The organism is Halomonas sp. I5-271120 (genome assembly GCF_030553075.1).
Classification (GTDB): domain Bacteria; phylum Pseudomonadota; class Gammaproteobacteria; order Pseudomonadales; family Halomonadaceae; genus Onishia; species Onishia taeanensis_A.
Map to the genome: position 1 here is coordinate 531,664 of NZ_CP130701.1, position 18,116 is coordinate 549,779.

Below are 18,116 nucleotides of genomic sequence, written 5' to 3' on the forward strand. Positions count from 1 at the left end.
CCCGCTCTGATGGGTGCCGCCGCCGAAAGCGGCGGCGCCCTTTTTCGAACGCCGGAGGCAGATACATGACCCGCCCTGCCCTGATTGGTGATATTGGTGGCACCAACGCACGCTTTGCGCTGGTGACGCCGGGGAGTTTCGCGCCCCACGACATCCTGAGCCTGCCCTGCGCCGACTATCCGAGCCTGGTGGACGCCGTCGATGATTATCTGGTGCGGGTCGGCCATGGTGGCGAGCGCGCCCCGCGGGAAGCCTGCCTGGCCTTCGCCTGCCCGGTACACGACGACTGGGTCAAGATGACCAACAATGCCTGGGCCTTCTCGAAAGCCGAGGTACAGCAGTCGCTCAACCTCAAGCTATTCAAAGTCATCAACGACTTCACCGCCCAGGCGCTGGGCGTGCCTCATGTCGCCACCGAGGATCTCGTCCCGGTGGGCGGCGGCTCGGCCCAGGCACACAGCATCCGCCTGGTGATCGGCCCCGGCACCGGCCTCGGCGTAGCCGGGGTCTTCCCCGGTCAGCACGCCTGGATTCCGCTGCCTACCGAGGGGGGACATGTGACCTTCGCGCCCACCGACGAGCGAGAACAGAACCTGCTGCGCTATTTCCATTCACGCTATGGCCGCGTTTCGGTGGAGCGCATCCTCTGCGGGCAGGGGCTTCTGGACCTTTACTGCGCCCATGCCTCCCTGAAGGGCGTCAACCCGCACTATCAGAGCCCCGCCGAGGTCACGGCCGGTGCCGCCGAAAGCGATGCCATCGCGGTGGACACCGTGCAGCGCTTCCTCAAGATCCTCGGAGACGTGTGCGGCGATGCGGCCCTGACCATCGGTGCCCGTGGCGGTGTCTACCTGTGCGGTGGCATCCTGCCACGGCTGATTGACTGGCTGCCGGATAGCCGCTTTCGTGCTGCCTTTGCCGACAAGGGCCGGATGAGCGCTTACAATGCCGACATCCCGAGCTGGGTGGTGACCGCACCCTGGACGGGGCTGCTGGGCGCCGCCGAGGCATTGCACAACGAGGAGGTCGAATGATTCCAAGGTCCCTGCGCGAACTGCTGGATTCCACTCATGGACAGCGCCAAGCCGAATGGCAGGGGCGCACCCTGTGGCTGGCCCGTGAGCCCTGGGGGGAGCTTGTGGTATCGCTGCAAGGCGCCCAGGTGCTGCACTTCTTAACCGCGCCCGATGCCGCGCGAAAAGCACCCGCCACTCAGACGCCCGAAACCGGGCGAGCCGCAGGCGCTTCACCCGCGCCCAATGCCGCACGAAAAGCGCCCGCCACTCAGACGCCCGATGCTGCGCTAGAAGCAGCGGAATCTCCGGCGGCGGACGCCGATGAAAGCGGCCTTGTGCCCGGTGGCTGGCTTTGGGTCACCCCTACGCCACAGCAGCGGCCGGGCGCGATTCGCGGGGGTATCCCGCTATGCTGGCCCTGGTTCGCCGACGAGCATACCGCCGATGAGTCGCCGGACCGTTCCGGCCCCATGCATGGCCCGGCACGCCTGACGGACTGGCACCTGGACGCCGTGGACGAGCATGAGGAAGGCGTCGAGCTGCACCTCTCGCCTACTCAGCGCCTGCACTCTCAGCTGCTGGTGCGAGCGGTGATCCAGGCCAATGCCCAGCGCCTGCACGTGGAGCTGATCAGCGAGCATGTCGGTGAAACGCCGGTCAAGCTGACCGCCGCCCTGCACAGCTACCTGGCCGTGGCCAACGTACAGGGCTGCCGCCTTACTGGCCTTGCGGGTGCTCGCTATCTCGACAAACGCGCCGGCTTCGCCGAACGTGAGCAGCAGGGCGAGCTTGGCATCCGTGGTCCTCTGGATCGCATCTATCATTCCAACCGGCCACTGGTATTGGATGACGGCGAGCGCCAGCTCACTATCGCCAAGCAGGGCAGCGACTCGACGGTGGTCTGGCATCCGGGCGATGACCTGCCGGCCGACACCTCAGCGCAGGCCGGTCGCCACTTCCTGTGCGTCGAGTCAGCCTTCACGCGCCTCGATCCGGTCTGGCTGGTTCCCGGTGCCCAGCACCTGCTGGGCACTACCCTGTCACGTGCGGAGAGCGATTGATGAGCACCGAGCTTTTTCGCGATGCCCCCTTCCTGCTGGGCATGATGCGGTTGCATGAAGACGAGGCGTTGCACCAGCCGAACGCCATGGCCGACTGGATCGAGGCGCGCCTCGACCAGGGCCTCAACTGGTTCGACCATGCCGACATCTACGGCGACCGTCAGGGCGAAACCCTGTTCGGGCAGGCGCTGCGCGCCCGCCCGGAGCTCGCCAAGCGAGTCAAGATCGTCACCAAGGCAAGCATCGTCACCCCCGGGCGCGATCTCTCGCCGATGGGCGTCAAGCACTACGACAGCTCGCCTGAGTACATCACCCAGGCCATCGACGACGCCCTGGATCGTCTCGGCGTCGAGCGCCTCGAGCACTTCCTGCTCCACCGCCCCGACCCGCTGATGAATGCCGAGGACACCGCCCGCGCACTGGACGCCGCCATTGACGCCGGCAAGATCGGCGCCGCTGGGGTCTCGAACTTCCTGCCCGAACAGTGGCGTCGACTGCAGCACGCCATGCAGCACAAGCTGGTCGGCCACCAGCTGCAGCTGTCGCTGGCCTACCCTGACCCGCTGTTCGACGGACGCTATGACGCTCTGATCGCCGATAACCTGCAGCCCATGGCATGGTCGCCGCTGGGCGGAGGCATCGTCTTCGAGGACGTTCTCGGCGAATCGCTCTCAAGGATCGCGGAGGACCTCGAGACCAGTTCCGCCGGCCTCGCCCTCGCCTGGCTCAGGGCCCTGCCCCAGCGCCCGGTGCCGGTGATTGGCACCCTGAGGCCCAGCCGCATCGATGAATTGCTGACCGGCGCCAACCTGAACCTGGAGCGCCCCACCTGGTTTGCCCTGCTCGAGGAGGCTCGCAGCCACCGCGTCGCCTGAGCGGTCTGGGTGCCGATACGAGCGCTGACAGAGAAACATCCGCCACGGGTGACTCGATTCATCCAATCGACGACCATGATAACAAGCAACCACCACAACAATGACGCCACCCACGATCCCGGAGGACGGCATGTTCCAACTGACCCGCAGCGTCACCTGGCAGGCCCTCGAGCGCCTGCACCAGCAGACCGCCAATGATCGCATCAGCGACTACTTCACGGCTGACCCCGAGCGCTTCGAGAAGATGAGCCTGCGCGTCGGTGGACTCTTCCTCGACTACTCCAAGCATCAGGTGTCCGACGAGGTGCTCAAGACGCTGCTCGAGCTTGCCGACCATTCTGCCCTGGTACAGCGCCGCGCGCAGATGTTCTCCGGCGACATCATCAACGTCACCGAAGATCGCCCGGTGCTGCACACCGCCCTGCGCAATCTGAGTGACGAGCCGGTCTACGTGGATGGCAAGAACGTGATGCCTGAGATTCACCAGACCCGCGAGCAGATCAAGCGTTTCTCGGAAGAGGTGCGCAGCGGCGAGTGGAAAGGCTACAGCGGCGAGCGGATCAAGGACGTGGTCAACATCGGCATCGGCGGCTCGGACCTCGGCCCCAACATGGCCTGCCGGGCGCTGCTCAAGCATCGTCACCCGGAACTCAACTTCCACTTCGTTTCCAACGTCGATGGCACCCATATCCAGAAGGTGCTGAAGCGCCTCGACCCGGCGACCACGCTGTTCATCGTCTCGACCAAGACGTTCTCGACGCAGGAGACGCTGCTCAACGCCAAGACCGCACGGCGCTGGTTCCTCGACGGTGCAGGCGAGGACGCCGATGTGGGCGCTCACTTCATCGCCGCCTCGACCAACCGCAAGGCGGCGATGGAGTTTGGCATCCGTGAAGAGAACGTCTTCGAGTTCTGGGCCTGGGTCGGCGGGCGTTATTCGATGTGGTCATCGATCGGCTTACCCATCGCGCTGTCCATTGGTTTCGAGGGCTTCATCGAGCTGCTCGAAGGCGCTCAGGAGATGGACAAGCACTTCATCGAGGCCCCCTTCGCCGAGAACATGCCGGTGCTGATGGCGCTGATCGGCATCTGGTACATCAATTTCCACGGTGCCGAGACTCAGGCCATCGTGCCCTACGACCAGGCGCTGCATCAGCTGCCCGCCTTCCTGCAGCAGCTCGACATGGAGTCCAACGGCAAGTCGGTGGATATCTTCGGCCAGCCGGTCAACTACAAGACCGGGCCGATCGTCTGGGGCGAGACCGGCTCCAACGGGCAGCACGCTTTCTTCCAGCTGCTGCACCAGGGCACACGCTTCGTGCCGATCGACTTCATCGCTTCGCTGAAGCCCGAGTCCGGCTTCGAGGATCACCACTTCGCTCTGCTGACCAACATGCTCGCCCAGGCCAATGCCTTCATGGAAGGCAGCCAGGACAGCAGCCAGCTAGATCCCTACAGCTGCCCGGGTAACCGTCCGTCGAGCACCCTGTTGCTGGATGAACTGACGCCGAAGAACCTGGGCGCGCTGATCGCGCTCTACGAACACAAGGTGTTCGTGCAGGGCGTGATCTGGAACATCAATTCCTTCGATCAGTGGGGCGTTCAGCTCGGCAAGCGCATCGCCGGCGAGATCAGCGAGCGCATCGACGAGAACAGCCAGGACTTCGATGCCTCGACCCAGGGGCTGCTGGCCCTGGTACGCGGCCACTTCGGCGAGCGCCAGAGCGGTACCGCCGCAAAGACCAAGGCTGCTGAAGGCACCAAGAAGAATACCGCCAAGGCCAAAGCCACCCAGTCACCGGCCAAGCAGGATACTTCCTCATGACGCCCATCATTGCCTTCGGCGAGGCCCTCGTCGATATGCTCTCCAACCGTCTAGGCGACGATGCCCAGGGCCCCGAGACCTTCACCCCCTACGCCGGCGGTGCGCCGGCCAATGTCGCCGTGGCCTGCGCCCGTCTGGGCGTGCCCAGCCGCTTTCTCGGCATGCTCGGCGACGACCACTTCGGCGACTTCCTGGCCGACGAACTCGAGTCCCATGGGGTCGATACCTCGGGCGTGGTGCGCACGCGTGAAGCGCGCACCGCGCTTGCCTTCGTCTCTCGTGACGCGGCAGGCGAGCGCACCTTCGACTTCTATCGCCCACCGGCGGCGGACCTGCTGTATCGCCTCGAACACCTGCCTGCCGGCGTTTTCGAATCTCCGGCAATCCTGCATTTGTGCAGCAACAGCCTGACCGAAGACGGCATCGCCGAGACGACCCTGAGTCTCGCCGACATGGCGGCCAAGAGCGGAAGCCTGGTCAGCGTCGATGCCAACCTGCGACACAACCTGTGGTCGACCGGCCAGGCCGAGGTCGGACCGGTGACGCAGCTGATCGAGCGTGCCGCCCTGCTCAAGCTGGCCCGCGAGGAACTCGATTTCCTGCGCGGGGACCACCCCGCCGAGGACTGGCTGGCCGAGCGCCTGACCGCCGGCGTACGCCTGATCCTGATCACCGATGGTCCTGGCGCGGTCGAAGTGCGCACCGTGAATGGCTATTTCACGGTCACCCCGCCTCGCGTCACCGCGGTAGACACTACCGCCGGCGGCGATGCCTTCATCGGGGGGCTGCTGGCCACTCTTGCCAATCAGGACCTGTCTGCCCAACAAGCCGGCAACGACTGGTGGCACGATGAAGCCATGCTGCGCCGCGCCGTGGATGTCGCCTGCCGCTGCGGTGCCCACGCGGTCACCCGCCCCGGCTCCTATGAGGCCCTGCCGGGGCGCAGAGAGCTCGACGCCTGGCAACCCTGAATCCTGGGAAGCCGCACACATGCATTGTTTGCGCTAGACAAACGACCTAAAGTATTTCGCGGCGCCTCCGATATATCGTCGCTAGGGGGTTTTTGCCCTTGGCGACTATTGCTCGGAGCAGGGCCATGAAAATACCCGGTAAACATCCTGAAGAAACTCGTCGGCTGGCCGCCCTACAGGCACTGCAGATCCTTGACACCCCCGCCGAAGATGGCCTGGATGGTCTGACGCGCCTGGCACAGGAACTCTTCGACGTCCCTATCGCCTTGATCTCGCTGGTCGACGACAAGCGTCAGTGGTTCAAATCATGCCACGGCCTCGATATCCGCGAAACGCACCGCGATGTTTCCTTCTGTGGCCATGCCGTCGCCAATGACGCTCCCTTTGTCATCGAAGACACTGCCAGTGACCCCGCCTTTGTCGATCACCCCCTGGTCACCGGCCCCCCGAATATCCGCTTCTACGCCGGTCACCCGCTACGCCCTCAGGATGCCCTGCCGATCGGCACTCTGTGTTTGATCGACACCCGTCCACGCACGTTCGGTCCCAACGAGCACCTTCGCTTGGCCATGCTAGCCGCCCAAGCCGAAGAGTTGCTGCGCTTGCACCTGCTCCGCGTCGAGGAGGCCGAGAAAAAGGCCGAAATCAAGCACCTCAGCAGCCTGTTGCAAGGCGTCCTCGACAGCAGCCGGGACCCCATCTACGCCCGCAGCACTGGGGGACGCTATCTGACGGCCAACCGTGCCTGCCTGGATAAGCTGGGACTCGATGACGTTCCGTTAGATCCCCTCAAAGTCGAGGAGCACCTGCCTGCCCCCATCGCCGAGCGTCTGGCCGCCGCGGAGCAGCTGGTCATACGCCAAGGCGTGCCCGAGCGCTTCATTCTGCCCCCGCTCAACGACACCGTGTTCGATGTGACCGTATCGCCACTGCGCGATGCACAGGGCAACATTCGCGGCACCGTCGGCGTCGCCCACGACATCACCTCTGCTCAGCGACAAGCGGCACTGCTCAAGGTGCTTCATCAGGGAATCACCGACTATCAGGCCCTGATGTCGGGAGAGCACCTCTGGGAGTTCCTGATGGAAGGTCTGCAAGTGCTCACCGGCAGCGATTACGCGCTGATCGGCGAAGTCATCAAGGTCGAGGGACATCCCGCGCTGAAGATTCATGCCATCACCGACCTGAGCTGGAGCGAGGAATCCCGTAAATTGATGTTGCGGCTACGCAGTGGTGACATGACGCTGGATAATCCCAACAGCCTGCTTGGCCGGGTGTTCGCCCACGGCGAAACGGTGATGACCAATGACGTCGCTTCACACCCAAATCGCAGCGGCTTTCCTTCCGGTCATCCCGCCATCCACAACTATCTGGGCGTACCGATTCACGACGGCGACCAGGTGATCGGCATGTACGCCATCGCCAACAGCCCCCAGCGCTTCAACAAGGCGCTGCTTGACTGGATCGAGCCCTTTACGGCGACCTGTGCCCTCTTGATCAACTTCTATCGTCAGCGAGCACAGCGCGAGAACATCATCGCCGAACTGGCTGCCGCAAGAGACCAGGCGGAAAAGGCCAACTTGGCCAAGAGCGACTTTCTTTCCTCGATGAGTCATGAGCTGCGCACCCCGCTCAACGCGATTCTCGGCTTCGCCCAGTTGCTTGCCAACAGCCGCAAAGCACCGCTCAACGAACGCCAGCAGCGCCAGGTCCACCAGATCGAAAAGAGCGGCCATCATCTGCTCGGCTTGATCAATGAGGTACTGGATCTCGCCAAGATCGAGGCCGGGCACCTGCAACTCTCTCTGGAGCCTCTGCTGCTGGGTAGCCTTATCAAGGATGCCAGTGACACCCTGGCCGGCATCGCCGAGAATGCCGGCATCAAACTGATGGCCAGGTCACCCGAGCCGGATATTGCCGTGATTGCCGACTACACCCGCACCAAGCAGGTGTTGTTGAACCTGATGTCCAACGCCATCAAGTACAACCGTGAAGCCGGGCACGTGAAGCTGTACGTCACGCTAATCGACTCTCGCGTGCGCGTCACCGTCAGTGACACCGGCCATGGAATTCCTACCGAGCATCAGGCAGAGCTGTTCGAGCCCTTTCAACGACTTACCGCCGAACACAGTGCTATCGAGGGCACCGGAATTGGCCTGGCCATCACCCGCGAGCTGGTTGTGCACATGCAGGGCTCCATCGGCGTCGACAGCACCCCCGGCGAAGGCAGCGACTTCTGGTTCGAACTGCCGCTGGCCGTTAATGGCGCAGCCAAGGAACATGACGCCTCGCCGGATGCAAATGAGACGAACACCCGCCTGACGGGTCATCGACTGCTCTACATCGAAGACAACCCCGCCAATCAGCGTCTCATGGAGGACATCATCGAGGATCTCGAAGGTTTCAGCCTGCAGGTGGTGCCCAGTGCTGAAGTCGGCCTCGAGCTGATCCGCCACTGCCCTCCGGATCTGGTGCTAATGGACCTGCACCTACCGGGCATGGACGGCTATCAGGCATTGGCCGTGCTGCGCCAATCCACCGAGCATGCCGATCTGCCGGTGATCGCCCTGTCGGCCAATGCCATGGCCTGCGACCAGCAACCCGGCCAAAAGGCCGGTTTCGATGCCTATCTCACCAAGCCGCTAGATCTAGGCACATTTAGCGAGACGCTGGCTCGCCTGCTGTCCTGATGCTCGATACCTGATGCTCACATGATGCCCGCGATTCAAGGAGCCCTACGTTGACGGATGACACCGCCCTGACCCATAAGCGCCTGCTGGTGGTTGACGATAATCCGGCAAACGTCGAGCTGCTGCTCGATCTGCTCGACGATCACGGCTTCGAAAACGTCACCAGCACCAGCGACAGCAGTCGCGTGGTGTCGCTCTGCGAGGCCGATTGCCCGGATCTTATCCTCCTCGACATCCGCATGCCGGGCCTTGACGGCCATGGCGTCATGAGTGCTCTCACGGAACGCTTCGACTCCCAGGCGCCACCGGTGATCGTGCTCACCGCCCAGCACGATCATGAGACCCGGCAAACAGCCCTGTCTCTAGGCGCGCGTGACTTCCTGACCAAGCCCTTTCGCCACGATGAGGTCTTGCAGCGCATCAATAATGTCCTTTCGGTGCAACACCGCTTCGAGGTCCGAGATCAGCAGGCGGAAGCCCTCGAACACCTGGTGTCATTGCGCACCCAGGCGCTCGAACGCCAAACGCGCACCGATCCGACGACCGATCTGCCCAACCGCCATGGATTGAGTGAGGTGCTAGAACAGCGCGCAACGCTTAGCGACCCCACCGGCATCCTCTTCATCGCCCTGGACGAGCTGGATGACATCGTGCGCCTGCATGGCTACAGCGCCATCGAAGGGCTGCTCAAACAGCTCGGCCAGCGACTCGCGGCCAAGCTGCCGCCCTCGCATGTCGTCGGTCCCTGGGGAGGCACTGAGTGGCTGGTGATCTGCCCCGATCCCGTGGATACCGCAACCCTCGTTGAGCTGGCCAACTGTCTGTGTCGCCTGATTCATCAGGACCACCCCGTGGGCGACCTGCTGCTGTCCATCAAGGCGCGAGTCGGCATCTGCCAGGCCAGCCGCTTCGAACCCGAGCGTCTGATCCACCAGGCCGCACTGGCCCTTCCTCATGGTTACTCGCCGATGGTGCAGTACTATTCCGAGACCCTTGAGCAGCAACAGCGCCGTCGCCTAAGGCTGCAACAGGCTCTGCGCGGTGCAGGAGAACGGGGCGAGCTCGAGCTGGCCTTCCAGCCCAAGGTCGATCTTGCCAGCGGACGAGCAGTCGGTGCCGAGGCGCTGCTGCGCTGGCATCATCCCGACTTCGGAACGGTCTCGCCGGCCGACTTCATCCCTCTGGCCGAAGCCAGCGGCGATATCCTCGCCATCGGCGACTGGGTCATCGATGCGGCGCTCGATCAGCTCAAGGCGTGGCGCCAGGAAGCCTGGATCAATGAGGACTTCCACCTGGCCATCAACGTGGCGGCCCGCCAACTGTCGCGACAGGATTTCGCCGAGCGGCTGCTGGAACGTCTGCGCTGGTACGACCTGCCCGGCTCCAGCCTGGGACTCGAAGTCACCGAATCGGGGCTGATGGTGGATGTCGGCCTGGCCCGCGAGCAGCTCACCATCCTCGCTCGCGCCGGCACTCGTATCGCCATCGATGACTTCGGCACCGGCTACTCGTCGCTTGCCTACTTGAAGACCCTGCCGGTCAGCACCCTGAAGATTGATCGCGCCTTCGTCAGTCCTCTTCCGGATAGCGAAGAGGACCGCAATCTGGCCGCCACCGTCATCGCCATGGCGCACAGCTTCTGTTGCGACGTGGTCGCCGAAGGCATCGAGCAAGCCTCCCAGGCGACCCTGCTCCGCGAGCTGGGCTTTGAGACCGCTCAGGGCTACTACTATTCCCGCCCGCTGCCGCCTGAGGCCTTCGCCGACTGGCATCGCCAGCAGCAAGCGGCGATGGCCTAGCGCCTGCCCAGATAGCCTTACGGCAGGGAGTACCGCCGGTAGCGATAGCGATGGGAAGCGACTCGGCAGGTAAAAAAAGACCCGCCAGCGGCGGGTCGAACAACAGCAGAGCTGTCGAGAGAGAAACGTTTAGCGATGAAGCACTCTGCCGGCGGCCGGTTCAGTGGTGGAAACGCTCGGCGGCCTGGCGTGCCAGCTCGCGGATGCCGTCCCAGTCCTCGGCCTCGACCAGCGCCTGGGGCGTCAGCCAGGAGCCGCCCACACACATCACGTTAGGCAGCTTGAGGTAGTCTTCGGCATTGTCGACGGTGATGCCGCCGGTCGGGCAGAAGCGCGCCTCGGGAATCGGGCCGCCGAAGGACTTGATGGCCTTGGCACCGCCACTGGATTCCGCCGGGAAGAACTTGAAGCGACGATAGCCATACTGCCAGCCGGTCATCAGCTCAGAGATGGTAGAGATACCGGGCAGCATGGGCACCGGGCTCTCGACCCCATAGCGATACAGCGCCTCGGTCGCCCCGGGAGTCACCACAAAATCGGCCCCGACCTGTTCGGCCTGACGGTACTGAGCCGGCGTCAGCACGGTGCCAACGCCGATGCTGGCGCCGGGCAGGGCTTCGCGCATGCGGCGGATGGCCTCAAGCGCACAGTCGGTTCGCAGGGTGATCTCCAGCACCGGCAGGCCGCCCTCGACCAAAGCGCGTGCCAGAGGGACTGCATCCTCGATCCGTTCGATGGTGATCACCGGAATCACCTCGGCCTTGAGACAGATACTGTCGAGTTCGGTCGTGCGGGTGGAAGGCAGCTGCTTGTCGATGGTCATGATGGTCTCCAAAAAGTCAAGGAAGCGCTGAATCAATCGTCGAGCGGTTCAAGCACAAGGCGCACGGAGCACAGGAACCGGAGCATATGCGGTATATGTGAGGATTCCGAGCACCGCGCAACGCAGTGATTGAAACGCGCAGGCATTCATTCAGTGTTTCCTAGGGCGCCCAGTAGATCGCCAGCGGGCAAGCGAGGAAGGCGCGAATCGGCAGCGCTTGCACGTCATCGCCGCCCAGGGCCGCGGCCAGCTTGGAACGCTTGCCCTCGCCGTTGAGATGTAGCACATGGCGCTTGGCCTGATGCAGCCGGTCGGCGCTCAGAGTAATCCGCGCCTGGGGCTGGCTGGGGGTACGCACCGCAACGACCGTCGCTTCGGTACTCAGCGCCAGCGGCAGTTCCTGGCTATCCGGGAACAGCGAGGCCGTGTGGCCATCGTCGCCCATGCCGAGAATGACCATGCTTGCCGGCCAGCTAAGCCCCGCCAGACGCTCGCCGACGGCCGCCGCGCCCTGCTCCGGGGTGGCATCGTCGGTGGTCAGAGGCACGAAATTGGCGGCAGCCGCTTCTGCCGTCAGCAAGTGCTCGCGCACCAGCCGGGCATTGCTGTCATCGGCGTCCTCGGCGACCCAGCGCTCGTCGGCCAGGGTCACGTCGATGCGCGACCAGGGCAGCGACTTGGCGGCCAGAGCATGGAAGAACGGCACCGGGGTGGAACCGCCGGAGACCACCAGCAAGGCCCTGTCCTGATGTGCGAGATCGGCGCGCAGTGCTTCGGCCACGGCCTCAGCCAGCTGGTGGGCCAAATGTTCGCGACTGGTGCTCATGTTGCATCCTCGTGCAGTTATCGTGGTGCCCCGCTCGCGGGGCACCGGGTCAATAGTCTTCGTACCAGCTACGGCCGTCCTGGGTGATCATGGCGATCGAGGCCACCGGCCCCCAGGACCCCGCCGGGTAGCGCCGTGGCGGCGTACCACGATCGTCCCAGCCGGCGATCAGCTGATCGCACCAGCGCCAGGCATATTCAATCTCGTCGCGACGCACGAACAGGTACTGCTGCCCCTTCATTACCTCGAGCAGCAGACGCTCGTAGGCATCGGGAATCCGCGTCTTGGGGAAGGCGCTGTTGAAATCCAGATGCAGTGGGCCGGTGCGCAGGCGCATGCCCTTGTCGAGCCCTGCATCTTTGGTCAACACCTGCAAGGCAATGCCTTCTTCAGGCTGCAGGCGGATGACCAGCTTGTTGGCCGCCAGGCTGCGCTGGTCCGGATCGAAGATATAATGCGGCTGCTGGCGGAAATGAATGACGATCTGCGACAGCTTGTCCGGCAAGCGCTTGCCGGTGCGCAGATAGAACGGCACCCCTGCCCAGCGCCAGTTGGCCACTTCGGTCTTCATGGCCACGAAGGTCTCGGTATGGCTCTCGGTATTGGCACCCTCTTCCTCGAGATAGCCAGGCACCGCCTGACCGGCGCTGGTGCCGGCGGTGTACTGACCGCGCACCACGTCCCTGTCCAGTGACTCATGGGTGAAGGGTTTCAGGGCCTTGAGCACCTTGACCTTCTCGTCACGGATAGCATCGGCGTCAAGATTCGAGGGCGGATCCATGGCCGTCAGGCAGAGCAGCTGCAGCAAGTGGTTCTGCACCATGTCGCGCAGCTGGCCTGCCTGGTCGAAGTAGCCCCAGCGCCCTTCGATACCCACTTCCTCGGCCACGGTGATTTCAACGTGGGAGATATGGTTCTGGTTCCACTGGGTGCCGAACAGCGGGTTGGCGAAACGCAGCGCGATCAGGTTCTGAACGGTTTCCTTGCCCAGGTAGTGATCGATGCGATAGATCCGCGATTCCGGGAACACTTCGCCGATGACGTCATTGATTTCCTGAGACGAGATCAGGTCATAGCCGATCGGCTTTTCGACCACCACCCGCGACTCGTCATCGAGGCTGCCGCTGGTGTCGAGGTTGCGGCAGATGTCGCCATAGATTTTCGCCGGCACCGACAGATAGACCACCATCGGCCGTGGCGACCCCTCTCGCCAGGCGCGCACGGCCTGATAATCGTCGGGCTTGGCGAAGTCGACCTTGGCGTAGTCGATACGCTCGAGGAAGCGAGCCAGACTCTCGGCGTCCTGCTCCTTGGGCTTGACCCGTTTCTTCAGGGCCTCGGCCACCTTGTCGCGAAAGTCGCTGACATCCAGCTCGTGACGCGCCAGACCGAGCACGCGGGTATCGGCGGGCATCAGCCCTTCGCGATCAAGCTGATAAAGCGCTGGAAACAGCTTGCGCAGGGCCAGATCGCCCAAAGCACCGAACAGGGCCAGGTCGACATCCAGGTGGCCAGTGTTCTGAGAACGGGTATCGCGGGTCATGCCTCGCTCCCTGAAATATGGTTAACTTACGCACAAAATACGTTATTCGCGCGACAAAAAGCAATATTTATAAGTAACTTTACCACTTGCTCGGCATGGCAATGGCGTTGATTTGGCGCACACCTGCCGCTCACGCTAGCATATCCTGCATAATGTAGTTAAATCACTACATGACGAGGACCGCGCCGCGGATCGCTCCGCGAGTGCGGCACAGCCTGCCCATCATGCCGCCTCGTCATGTTCGTCGCTACGGAGACTTTCCCTCAGCATGGCCAGTCACGATCTGATCGCCCGCATCCGCGCTCGTCTGGACGAGCTCAATCGCTCCGAGCGCAAGGTGGCCGACGTCATCCTGCAGGACCCGGCATCTGCCACCGGCATGAGCATCGCCACCCTGGCACAAGCGGCCTCGGTCAGCGAACCGACCGTCAACCGTTTCTGCCGTAACTTCGAGGCCAAGGGTTACCCGGATTTCAAGATCAAGCTGGCACAGAGTCTGGCCGGTGGTACACCCTACGTCAGTCGAAACGTCGAGCGCGACGACGATGCCGCCCACTACGGTGACAAGATCTTCGGCGCCACCATCGCCGCCCTCGACGAGGCCCGCCGCGAGCTGGATGCCAAGCGCGTCGAGCGAGCCGTCGATTACCTGATTCAGGCCAAGCAGATTCACTTCTTCGGCCTCGGGGCCTCGGGGCCGGTGGCCCAGGATGCCCAGCACAAGTTCTTTCGCTTCAACCTGCCGGTGATGGCCTACGAGGACGTGCTGATGCAGCGCATGGTCGCCGCCTCCTGCCATACCGGCGACGTGGTGGTGATCATCTCCTATACCGGACGTACCCGAGAGCTGGTCGAGATCGCCCGGCTGGCCCGTGACAACAGCGCCGTGGTGCTGGGTATCACCGCCCCTGACTCGCCGCTGGCCAGGGAATGCACCGAGACCCTTGAGGTCACGACGCCAGAAGATACCGATGTCTACATGCCGATGACCTCGCGCATGATCCACCTGGCACTGATCGACGTGCTGGCCACCGGCGTGACCCTGCGCCGCGGCGAGGATTTCCTCGACCACCTGAAGAAGATCAAGGAAAGCCTGCAGCCGACCCGCTTCCCGACCGATTCGGATGCATCCTGAGGGCTGCACGGAACGCCTGCAGTAGCCGAGGGCAGCTGTCGGTCACCTGCTGCGTTACACTGACGGCCCTCCCGCATACAGAAGCAAGAGAACGCCCGATGAACTACGCCGCGCCCCGGAAGAGATCATGAACGCCAGAGTGCTCGCCCTGCTGCTGCCTCTGGTGCTTGCAAGCCTGCCGGCTCATGCCTTCGATCTCGATGAACTGGAGACACGTCTGGCCACTCCCGAACGGATGCAAGGCCACTTTCGCCAACTCCACTGGCTGGCCGAACGAGAAGTCCGCCTGCACAGCCAAGGCCGCTTCCTGTATCAGCGTGACCGACAGCTGATCTGGCTCTTCGAGTCGCCCAGTCGTCAGGTACTGAGCTTCACGCCGGGCCAGGTGGCATATGGGCCAACTGCCGACGCAAACGACGTAGAAACCGACATCGAGGCACTGTTACCCGAGCGCGAGACCTTTCAGCGCCACATGGTCGATCTAATCGGCGGGCACTTTTCAGCGCTCGATGAGGACTACCGGCTCGACCTTTCCGGTGACAGCGACGCATGGCAAGTATCGCTTCACCCTAGGGCTTTGGGCCTGGAGCTGCCGCTGACAACCCTGACCCTTTCTGGCGGCGAGCGAATCGAGCGCCTGGACATGGCCATCGCCAATGGCGACACCCTCACCATCCAGCTGACTGATAGCGAAGAAGTGATCAACGAGAGCCTGGTGCCCTGGCTGGTGAACTGGCTGACCGGCGAGCCCCTGGCAACGGGGCAAACGCCCGCCTCGGAACCCCTGGAGGATACCGCGACCGGTTCGGCAATGGAGCAGGAGCACAAGGCGGGGAGCGAAGAAGACGCTCCCCGGAAGGGTGAGACGTCGCTCAGCCCTTGATGGCGCAGGTAACGGTGATCTCGACCTTGAGCTCATCGGCTGGCATCGGTGCGGTGATGCAAGTCCGCGCCGGGGCATGCCCTTCGGGCACCCAGGCGTCCCAGACCTCGTTCATGGCGGCAAAATCGTGGCCTTCCTTGAGATAAATGGTCGCCGAGAGCAGGTGCTCGCGGTTGGAACCGACTTCCTCGAGCAGCGCTTCGACACGCTCTAGCATGCTGCGGGTCTGCTCGGCGATATCGCCGTGACGTGCTTCGGGGCCGGCCACCTGGCCACACAGATAGCCCACTCCGTTGTGGATCACGGCGCGGCTCATGCGTGCCTTGGTATCATGTCGAACGATGGTCATGAGTGTCTCGCTGCTTGAGTGAGTGGCAAATCCAAACGGCATCCTAATACAGCGCAACAGGGCGGAAAACACTTTACTTCAGCACGGCCCTGCGACGCGGCGCCGTGCCAGCCGATAGGGACGTTGGCCATTATGGCGGGATATCGAGACTTGCTGCGTCATCATCGCGGCTTACTGTCCATCGCCTTTCTGGCGATGTTCTCATCAAGCTTCGGGCAGAGCTTCTTCGTCGGGCTCTTCCAGGCGCCCATCAGTGATCGACTAGGCCTAACGGCCGGCGAATTCGGCAGTGCCTATGCACTGGTCACGCTGTTCGCGGGCTTCGCCATGCTGAGACTGGGCCCAAGCATCGACTGGATCCCGCCGCGCCGCTTCGCCATTCTCGTGCTGGCGAGCCTGGCACTTGGCGTTACGCTGCTCACCCTCGCTCCCTGGTGGCTCCTGGGCCTGCTGGGCCTGGGTCTGGTGCGCCTATGCGGCCAGGGCATGATGACTCACCTGGGCAACACCCTGGCCGGTCGCGAATTCGTGGCCGAGCGCGGGCGCGCGCTAGGGCTGATCAGCCTGGGAGTAATGCTGGGTGAGAGTGCCCTGCCACCGCTGATCGCCATGCTGCTGGTATGGTTCGGCTGGCGGGAGCTGTGGTGGCTGTTTGGCCTGGTACTTGCCACCCTGTGGCTGCCGCTGCTCTTGCGCGGTCCCTGGCCGCAGGCGCCGGGCATGCGGCCGGCCTCTCACGAGGGCCGCCAAGGACCGCGCCCGTTCCGCGAGACGCGTTTCTGGCGGCTGCTGCCATTGCTGATGACCCTGCCGGTCTCGATGACCGGCCTGTTCATCTACCAGGCGCGCATGACCGAAGATCTCGGCAGCACCCTGGCGACCTATGCCCTGGCGTTGACCGGCATGGGGCTCGCCAAGCTGCCTGGCGCCCTGCTGGGTGGACGCCTGGTCGATCATATCGGTCCCATGCTACTGGCCCGCCTCTACCTGCTGCCATTCGCTATCGCGCTACTGCTGGCCATGCTGATAGGGGGCGATCTCGGGGTATGGGCGCTGATGGTCGGCGGAGGCCTGGCGATGGGCACTCAGGAGCCGATCGCCACCAGCCTGCTGGTCAGGATATGGGGCAGCGAACACCTGGGCACGGTCCGCTCGACGCTGAGTGCCGCCATGGTGTTTTCCACCGGCATCGCCCCGGCCCTGCTGGGCATCGCGCTGGACGCCGGCATCACTTTCGAGGGCGTACTGGGTGGCATGCTGGTCCTGCTGATAGTCGGCTGGTGGCTGGCTCAGGGCGCCCTTCCGGCAGATGCCGACACGCCCTGAGATCCTCGTTCAGCCGAACACCGTTAGCGCAACAGCAGCACCGGCAGGCTGGCCCGGCGCAGCATGGTGGTAGTCGTGCTACCCACCAGCAGGTGGCGCACCCGCGAGTGGCCATAGGCGCCCATCACCAGCATATCGATGTCATGCTCTTCGGCGTAGCCTCGCAGGCTCGCTTCCACCTCACCGGCGCGGATCTCGCCGTGGGCTTCGAAGCCGGCGTCCGTGAGGGTCTTCAAGGCCCAGTCGAGCTGCGAGCGCACATCGGCCACCTCGGCTCCGACCATCACCACATGACAGTCGATTCCCTTGAACAGCGGGCTCTGGGCGATCATTTCGACGCCCTTGCGGGTGGTCTTGCTGCCGTCAAAGGCAATCATCACTCGCTTGGGGGCGCGAAACTCATCGGGCACCATCAGAATCGGACGATGCAGGCTGCGCACCACTCGCTCGAGGTTGGACCCCAGGTGCTCGGGCGCCTGATGAGCGGCTTCGCCACGCTTGCCAATTACCAGCAAGCGGATGTCGTTCTCGAGTTCGGTCAGGGTCTCGACCAGCTCGCCGTTGCGCTGGCGTGAGGAAGGCTCCGTCACGCCATCTTCGATGGCACGGGCCTTGGCGGCATCGAGCGTCACACGGCCGTGCTCCTGAGCCAGCCGCGCTCGCTGTTCATCCAGTGTCGTGAGTTCCTCGAGCAGGTGCTCCCGGGAGCCCAGTCCGATGTTGCCGGTCAGGTTGGCTTCGGCCACCTGTGGGTGGTTGTCGACCACATGCAGGAAGGTCAGTGGCGCAGCCATGGCAAGGCTCGCCCAGGCAGCGTAATCGCATACGCCGGTGGAGAAGTGAGAGCCGTCGATGGCTGCCATCACTTGATCGGTCATGGTGCAGGTCCTTGGCAGGTGGGTGGCGTCTCTGCTGTTGCCGTTCCAGGTTTTCTTCTTTCCTGGTTTATCGCCTTTCTACCGCAATGCGCCGGCGCTGAATAGCACCGGCGCGC

Annotated in this window: 15 protein-coding genes; 10 read left to right on the top strand and 5 right to left on the bottom strand. The window is 63.6% G+C overall.

From position 1 onward, the window contains the following. The first annotated feature begins 65 nt into the window (after positions 1 to 65). The 7 genes from glk to Q2K57_RS02380 all read left to right on the top strand — a co-directional run bounded on the left by glk (position 66) and on the right by Q2K57_RS02380 (position 10,237). Positions 66 to 1,034 carry a glucokinase gene (gene glk, locus Q2K57_RS02350; protein WP_112054300.1) on the top strand — a complete coding sequence of 323 codons (969 nt, stop codon included), beginning with the start codon at positions 66 to 68 and terminating at the stop codon, positions 1,032 to 1,034. After that, positions 1,031 to 2,077, top strand: a complete 1,047-nt coding sequence (locus tag Q2K57_RS02355; RefSeq protein WP_258396028.1) for a D-hexose-6-phosphate mutarotase — start codon at positions 1,031 to 1,033, stop codon at positions 2,075 to 2,077. Before glk ends, Q2K57_RS02355 begins: the two co-directional genes overlap by 4 nt. Next, entirely contained in the window at positions 2,077 to 2,952 is an 876-nt protein-coding gene (locus tag Q2K57_RS02360) for an aldo/keto reductase family oxidoreductase (RefSeq protein WP_112054298.1), read from the top strand. Before Q2K57_RS02355 ends, Q2K57_RS02360 begins: the two co-directional genes overlap by 1 nt. A gap of 130 nt (positions 2,953 to 3,082) precedes the next feature. Beyond that, positions 3,083 to 4,777: a glucose-6-phosphate isomerase gene (gene pgi / locus Q2K57_RS02365; RefSeq protein ID WP_304526023.1), complete on the top strand. Its 1,695-nt coding sequence runs from the start codon at positions 3,083 to 3,085 to the stop codon at positions 4,775 to 4,777. Next, on the top strand, positions 4,774 to 5,748 hold the full coding sequence (locus Q2K57_RS02370) for a carbohydrate kinase (protein ID WP_304526024.1): 975 nt from the start codon (positions 4,774 to 4,776) through the stop codon (positions 5,746 to 5,748). Before pgi ends, Q2K57_RS02370 begins: the two co-directional genes overlap by 4 nt. Positions 5,749 to 5,873: 125 nt before the next feature. Next, entirely contained in the window at positions 5,874 to 8,438 is a 2,565-nt protein-coding gene (locus tag Q2K57_RS02375) for an ATP-binding protein (RefSeq protein WP_304526025.1), read from the top strand. A gap of 50 nt (positions 8,439 to 8,488) precedes the next feature. Beyond that, a complete protein-coding gene (locus Q2K57_RS02380; RefSeq protein ID WP_258396027.1) occupies positions 8,489 to 10,237 on the top strand; it encodes an EAL domain-containing protein in 1,749 nt (582 codons plus the stop codon). A 160-nt stretch (positions 10,238 to 10,397) separates the two neighbouring features. Here the strand turns inward: Q2K57_RS02380 and Q2K57_RS02385 are convergent, their stop codons facing one another. The 3 genes from Q2K57_RS02385 to zwf form a co-directional block, all read right to left on the bottom strand. Further along, positions 10,398 to 11,060 carry a bifunctional 4-hydroxy-2-oxoglutarate aldolase/2-dehydro-3-deoxy-phosphogluconate aldolase gene (locus Q2K57_RS02385; protein ID WP_112054396.1) on the bottom strand — a complete coding sequence of 221 codons (663 nt, stop codon included), beginning with the start codon at positions 11,058 to 11,060 and terminating at the stop codon, positions 10,398 to 10,400. Between the two features lie 160 nt (positions 11,061 to 11,220). Then, entirely contained in the window at positions 11,221 to 11,886 is a 666-nt protein-coding gene (pgl, locus tag Q2K57_RS02390) for a 6-phosphogluconolactonase (RefSeq protein WP_304526026.1), read from the bottom strand. A gap of 49 nt (positions 11,887 to 11,935) precedes the next feature. Then, entirely contained in the window at positions 11,936 to 13,429 is a 1,494-nt protein-coding gene (zwf, locus tag Q2K57_RS02395) for a glucose-6-phosphate dehydrogenase (protein ID WP_112054290.1), read from the bottom strand. A 268-nt stretch (positions 13,430 to 13,697) separates the two neighbouring features. On the opposite strand from zwf, the gene Q2K57_RS02400 reads away from it, so the two are divergent. Beyond that, entirely contained in the window at positions 13,698 to 14,564 is an 867-nt protein-coding gene (locus Q2K57_RS02400) for a MurR/RpiR family transcriptional regulator (protein ID WP_112054288.1), read from the top strand. Between the two features lie 127 nt (positions 14,565 to 14,691). After that, positions 14,692 to 15,447 (top strand): outer membrane lipoprotein carrier protein LolA, encoded by a 756-nt coding sequence (locus Q2K57_RS02405; RefSeq protein ID WP_304526027.1) that lies wholly within the window; start codon positions 14,692 to 14,694, stop codon positions 15,445 to 15,447. Here the strand turns inward: Q2K57_RS02405 and Q2K57_RS02410 are convergent. Next, entirely contained in the window at positions 15,437 to 15,796 is a 360-nt protein-coding gene (locus Q2K57_RS02410) for a RidA family protein (RefSeq protein ID WP_304526028.1), read from the bottom strand. The genes Q2K57_RS02405 and Q2K57_RS02410 overlap by 11 nt on opposite strands. Positions 15,797 to 15,928: 132 nt before the next feature. On the opposite strand from Q2K57_RS02410, the gene Q2K57_RS02415 reads away from it, so the two are divergent. Next, positions 15,929 to 17,122: an MFS transporter gene (locus Q2K57_RS02415; RefSeq protein WP_304526029.1), complete on the top strand. Its 1,194-nt coding sequence runs from the start codon at positions 15,929 to 15,931 to the stop codon at positions 17,120 to 17,122. Positions 17,123 to 17,145: 23 nt separating this feature from the next. On the opposite strand, the gene Q2K57_RS02420 is transcribed toward Q2K57_RS02415, so the two are convergent. Beyond that, the gene (locus Q2K57_RS02420) at positions 17,146 to 18,000 is read right to left on the bottom strand and encodes a universal stress protein (protein ID WP_304526030.1); all 855 of its coding nucleotides are present in this window, start codon (positions 17,998 to 18,000) and stop codon (positions 17,146 to 17,148) included. Positions 18,001 to 18,116 lie beyond the last annotated feature (116 nt).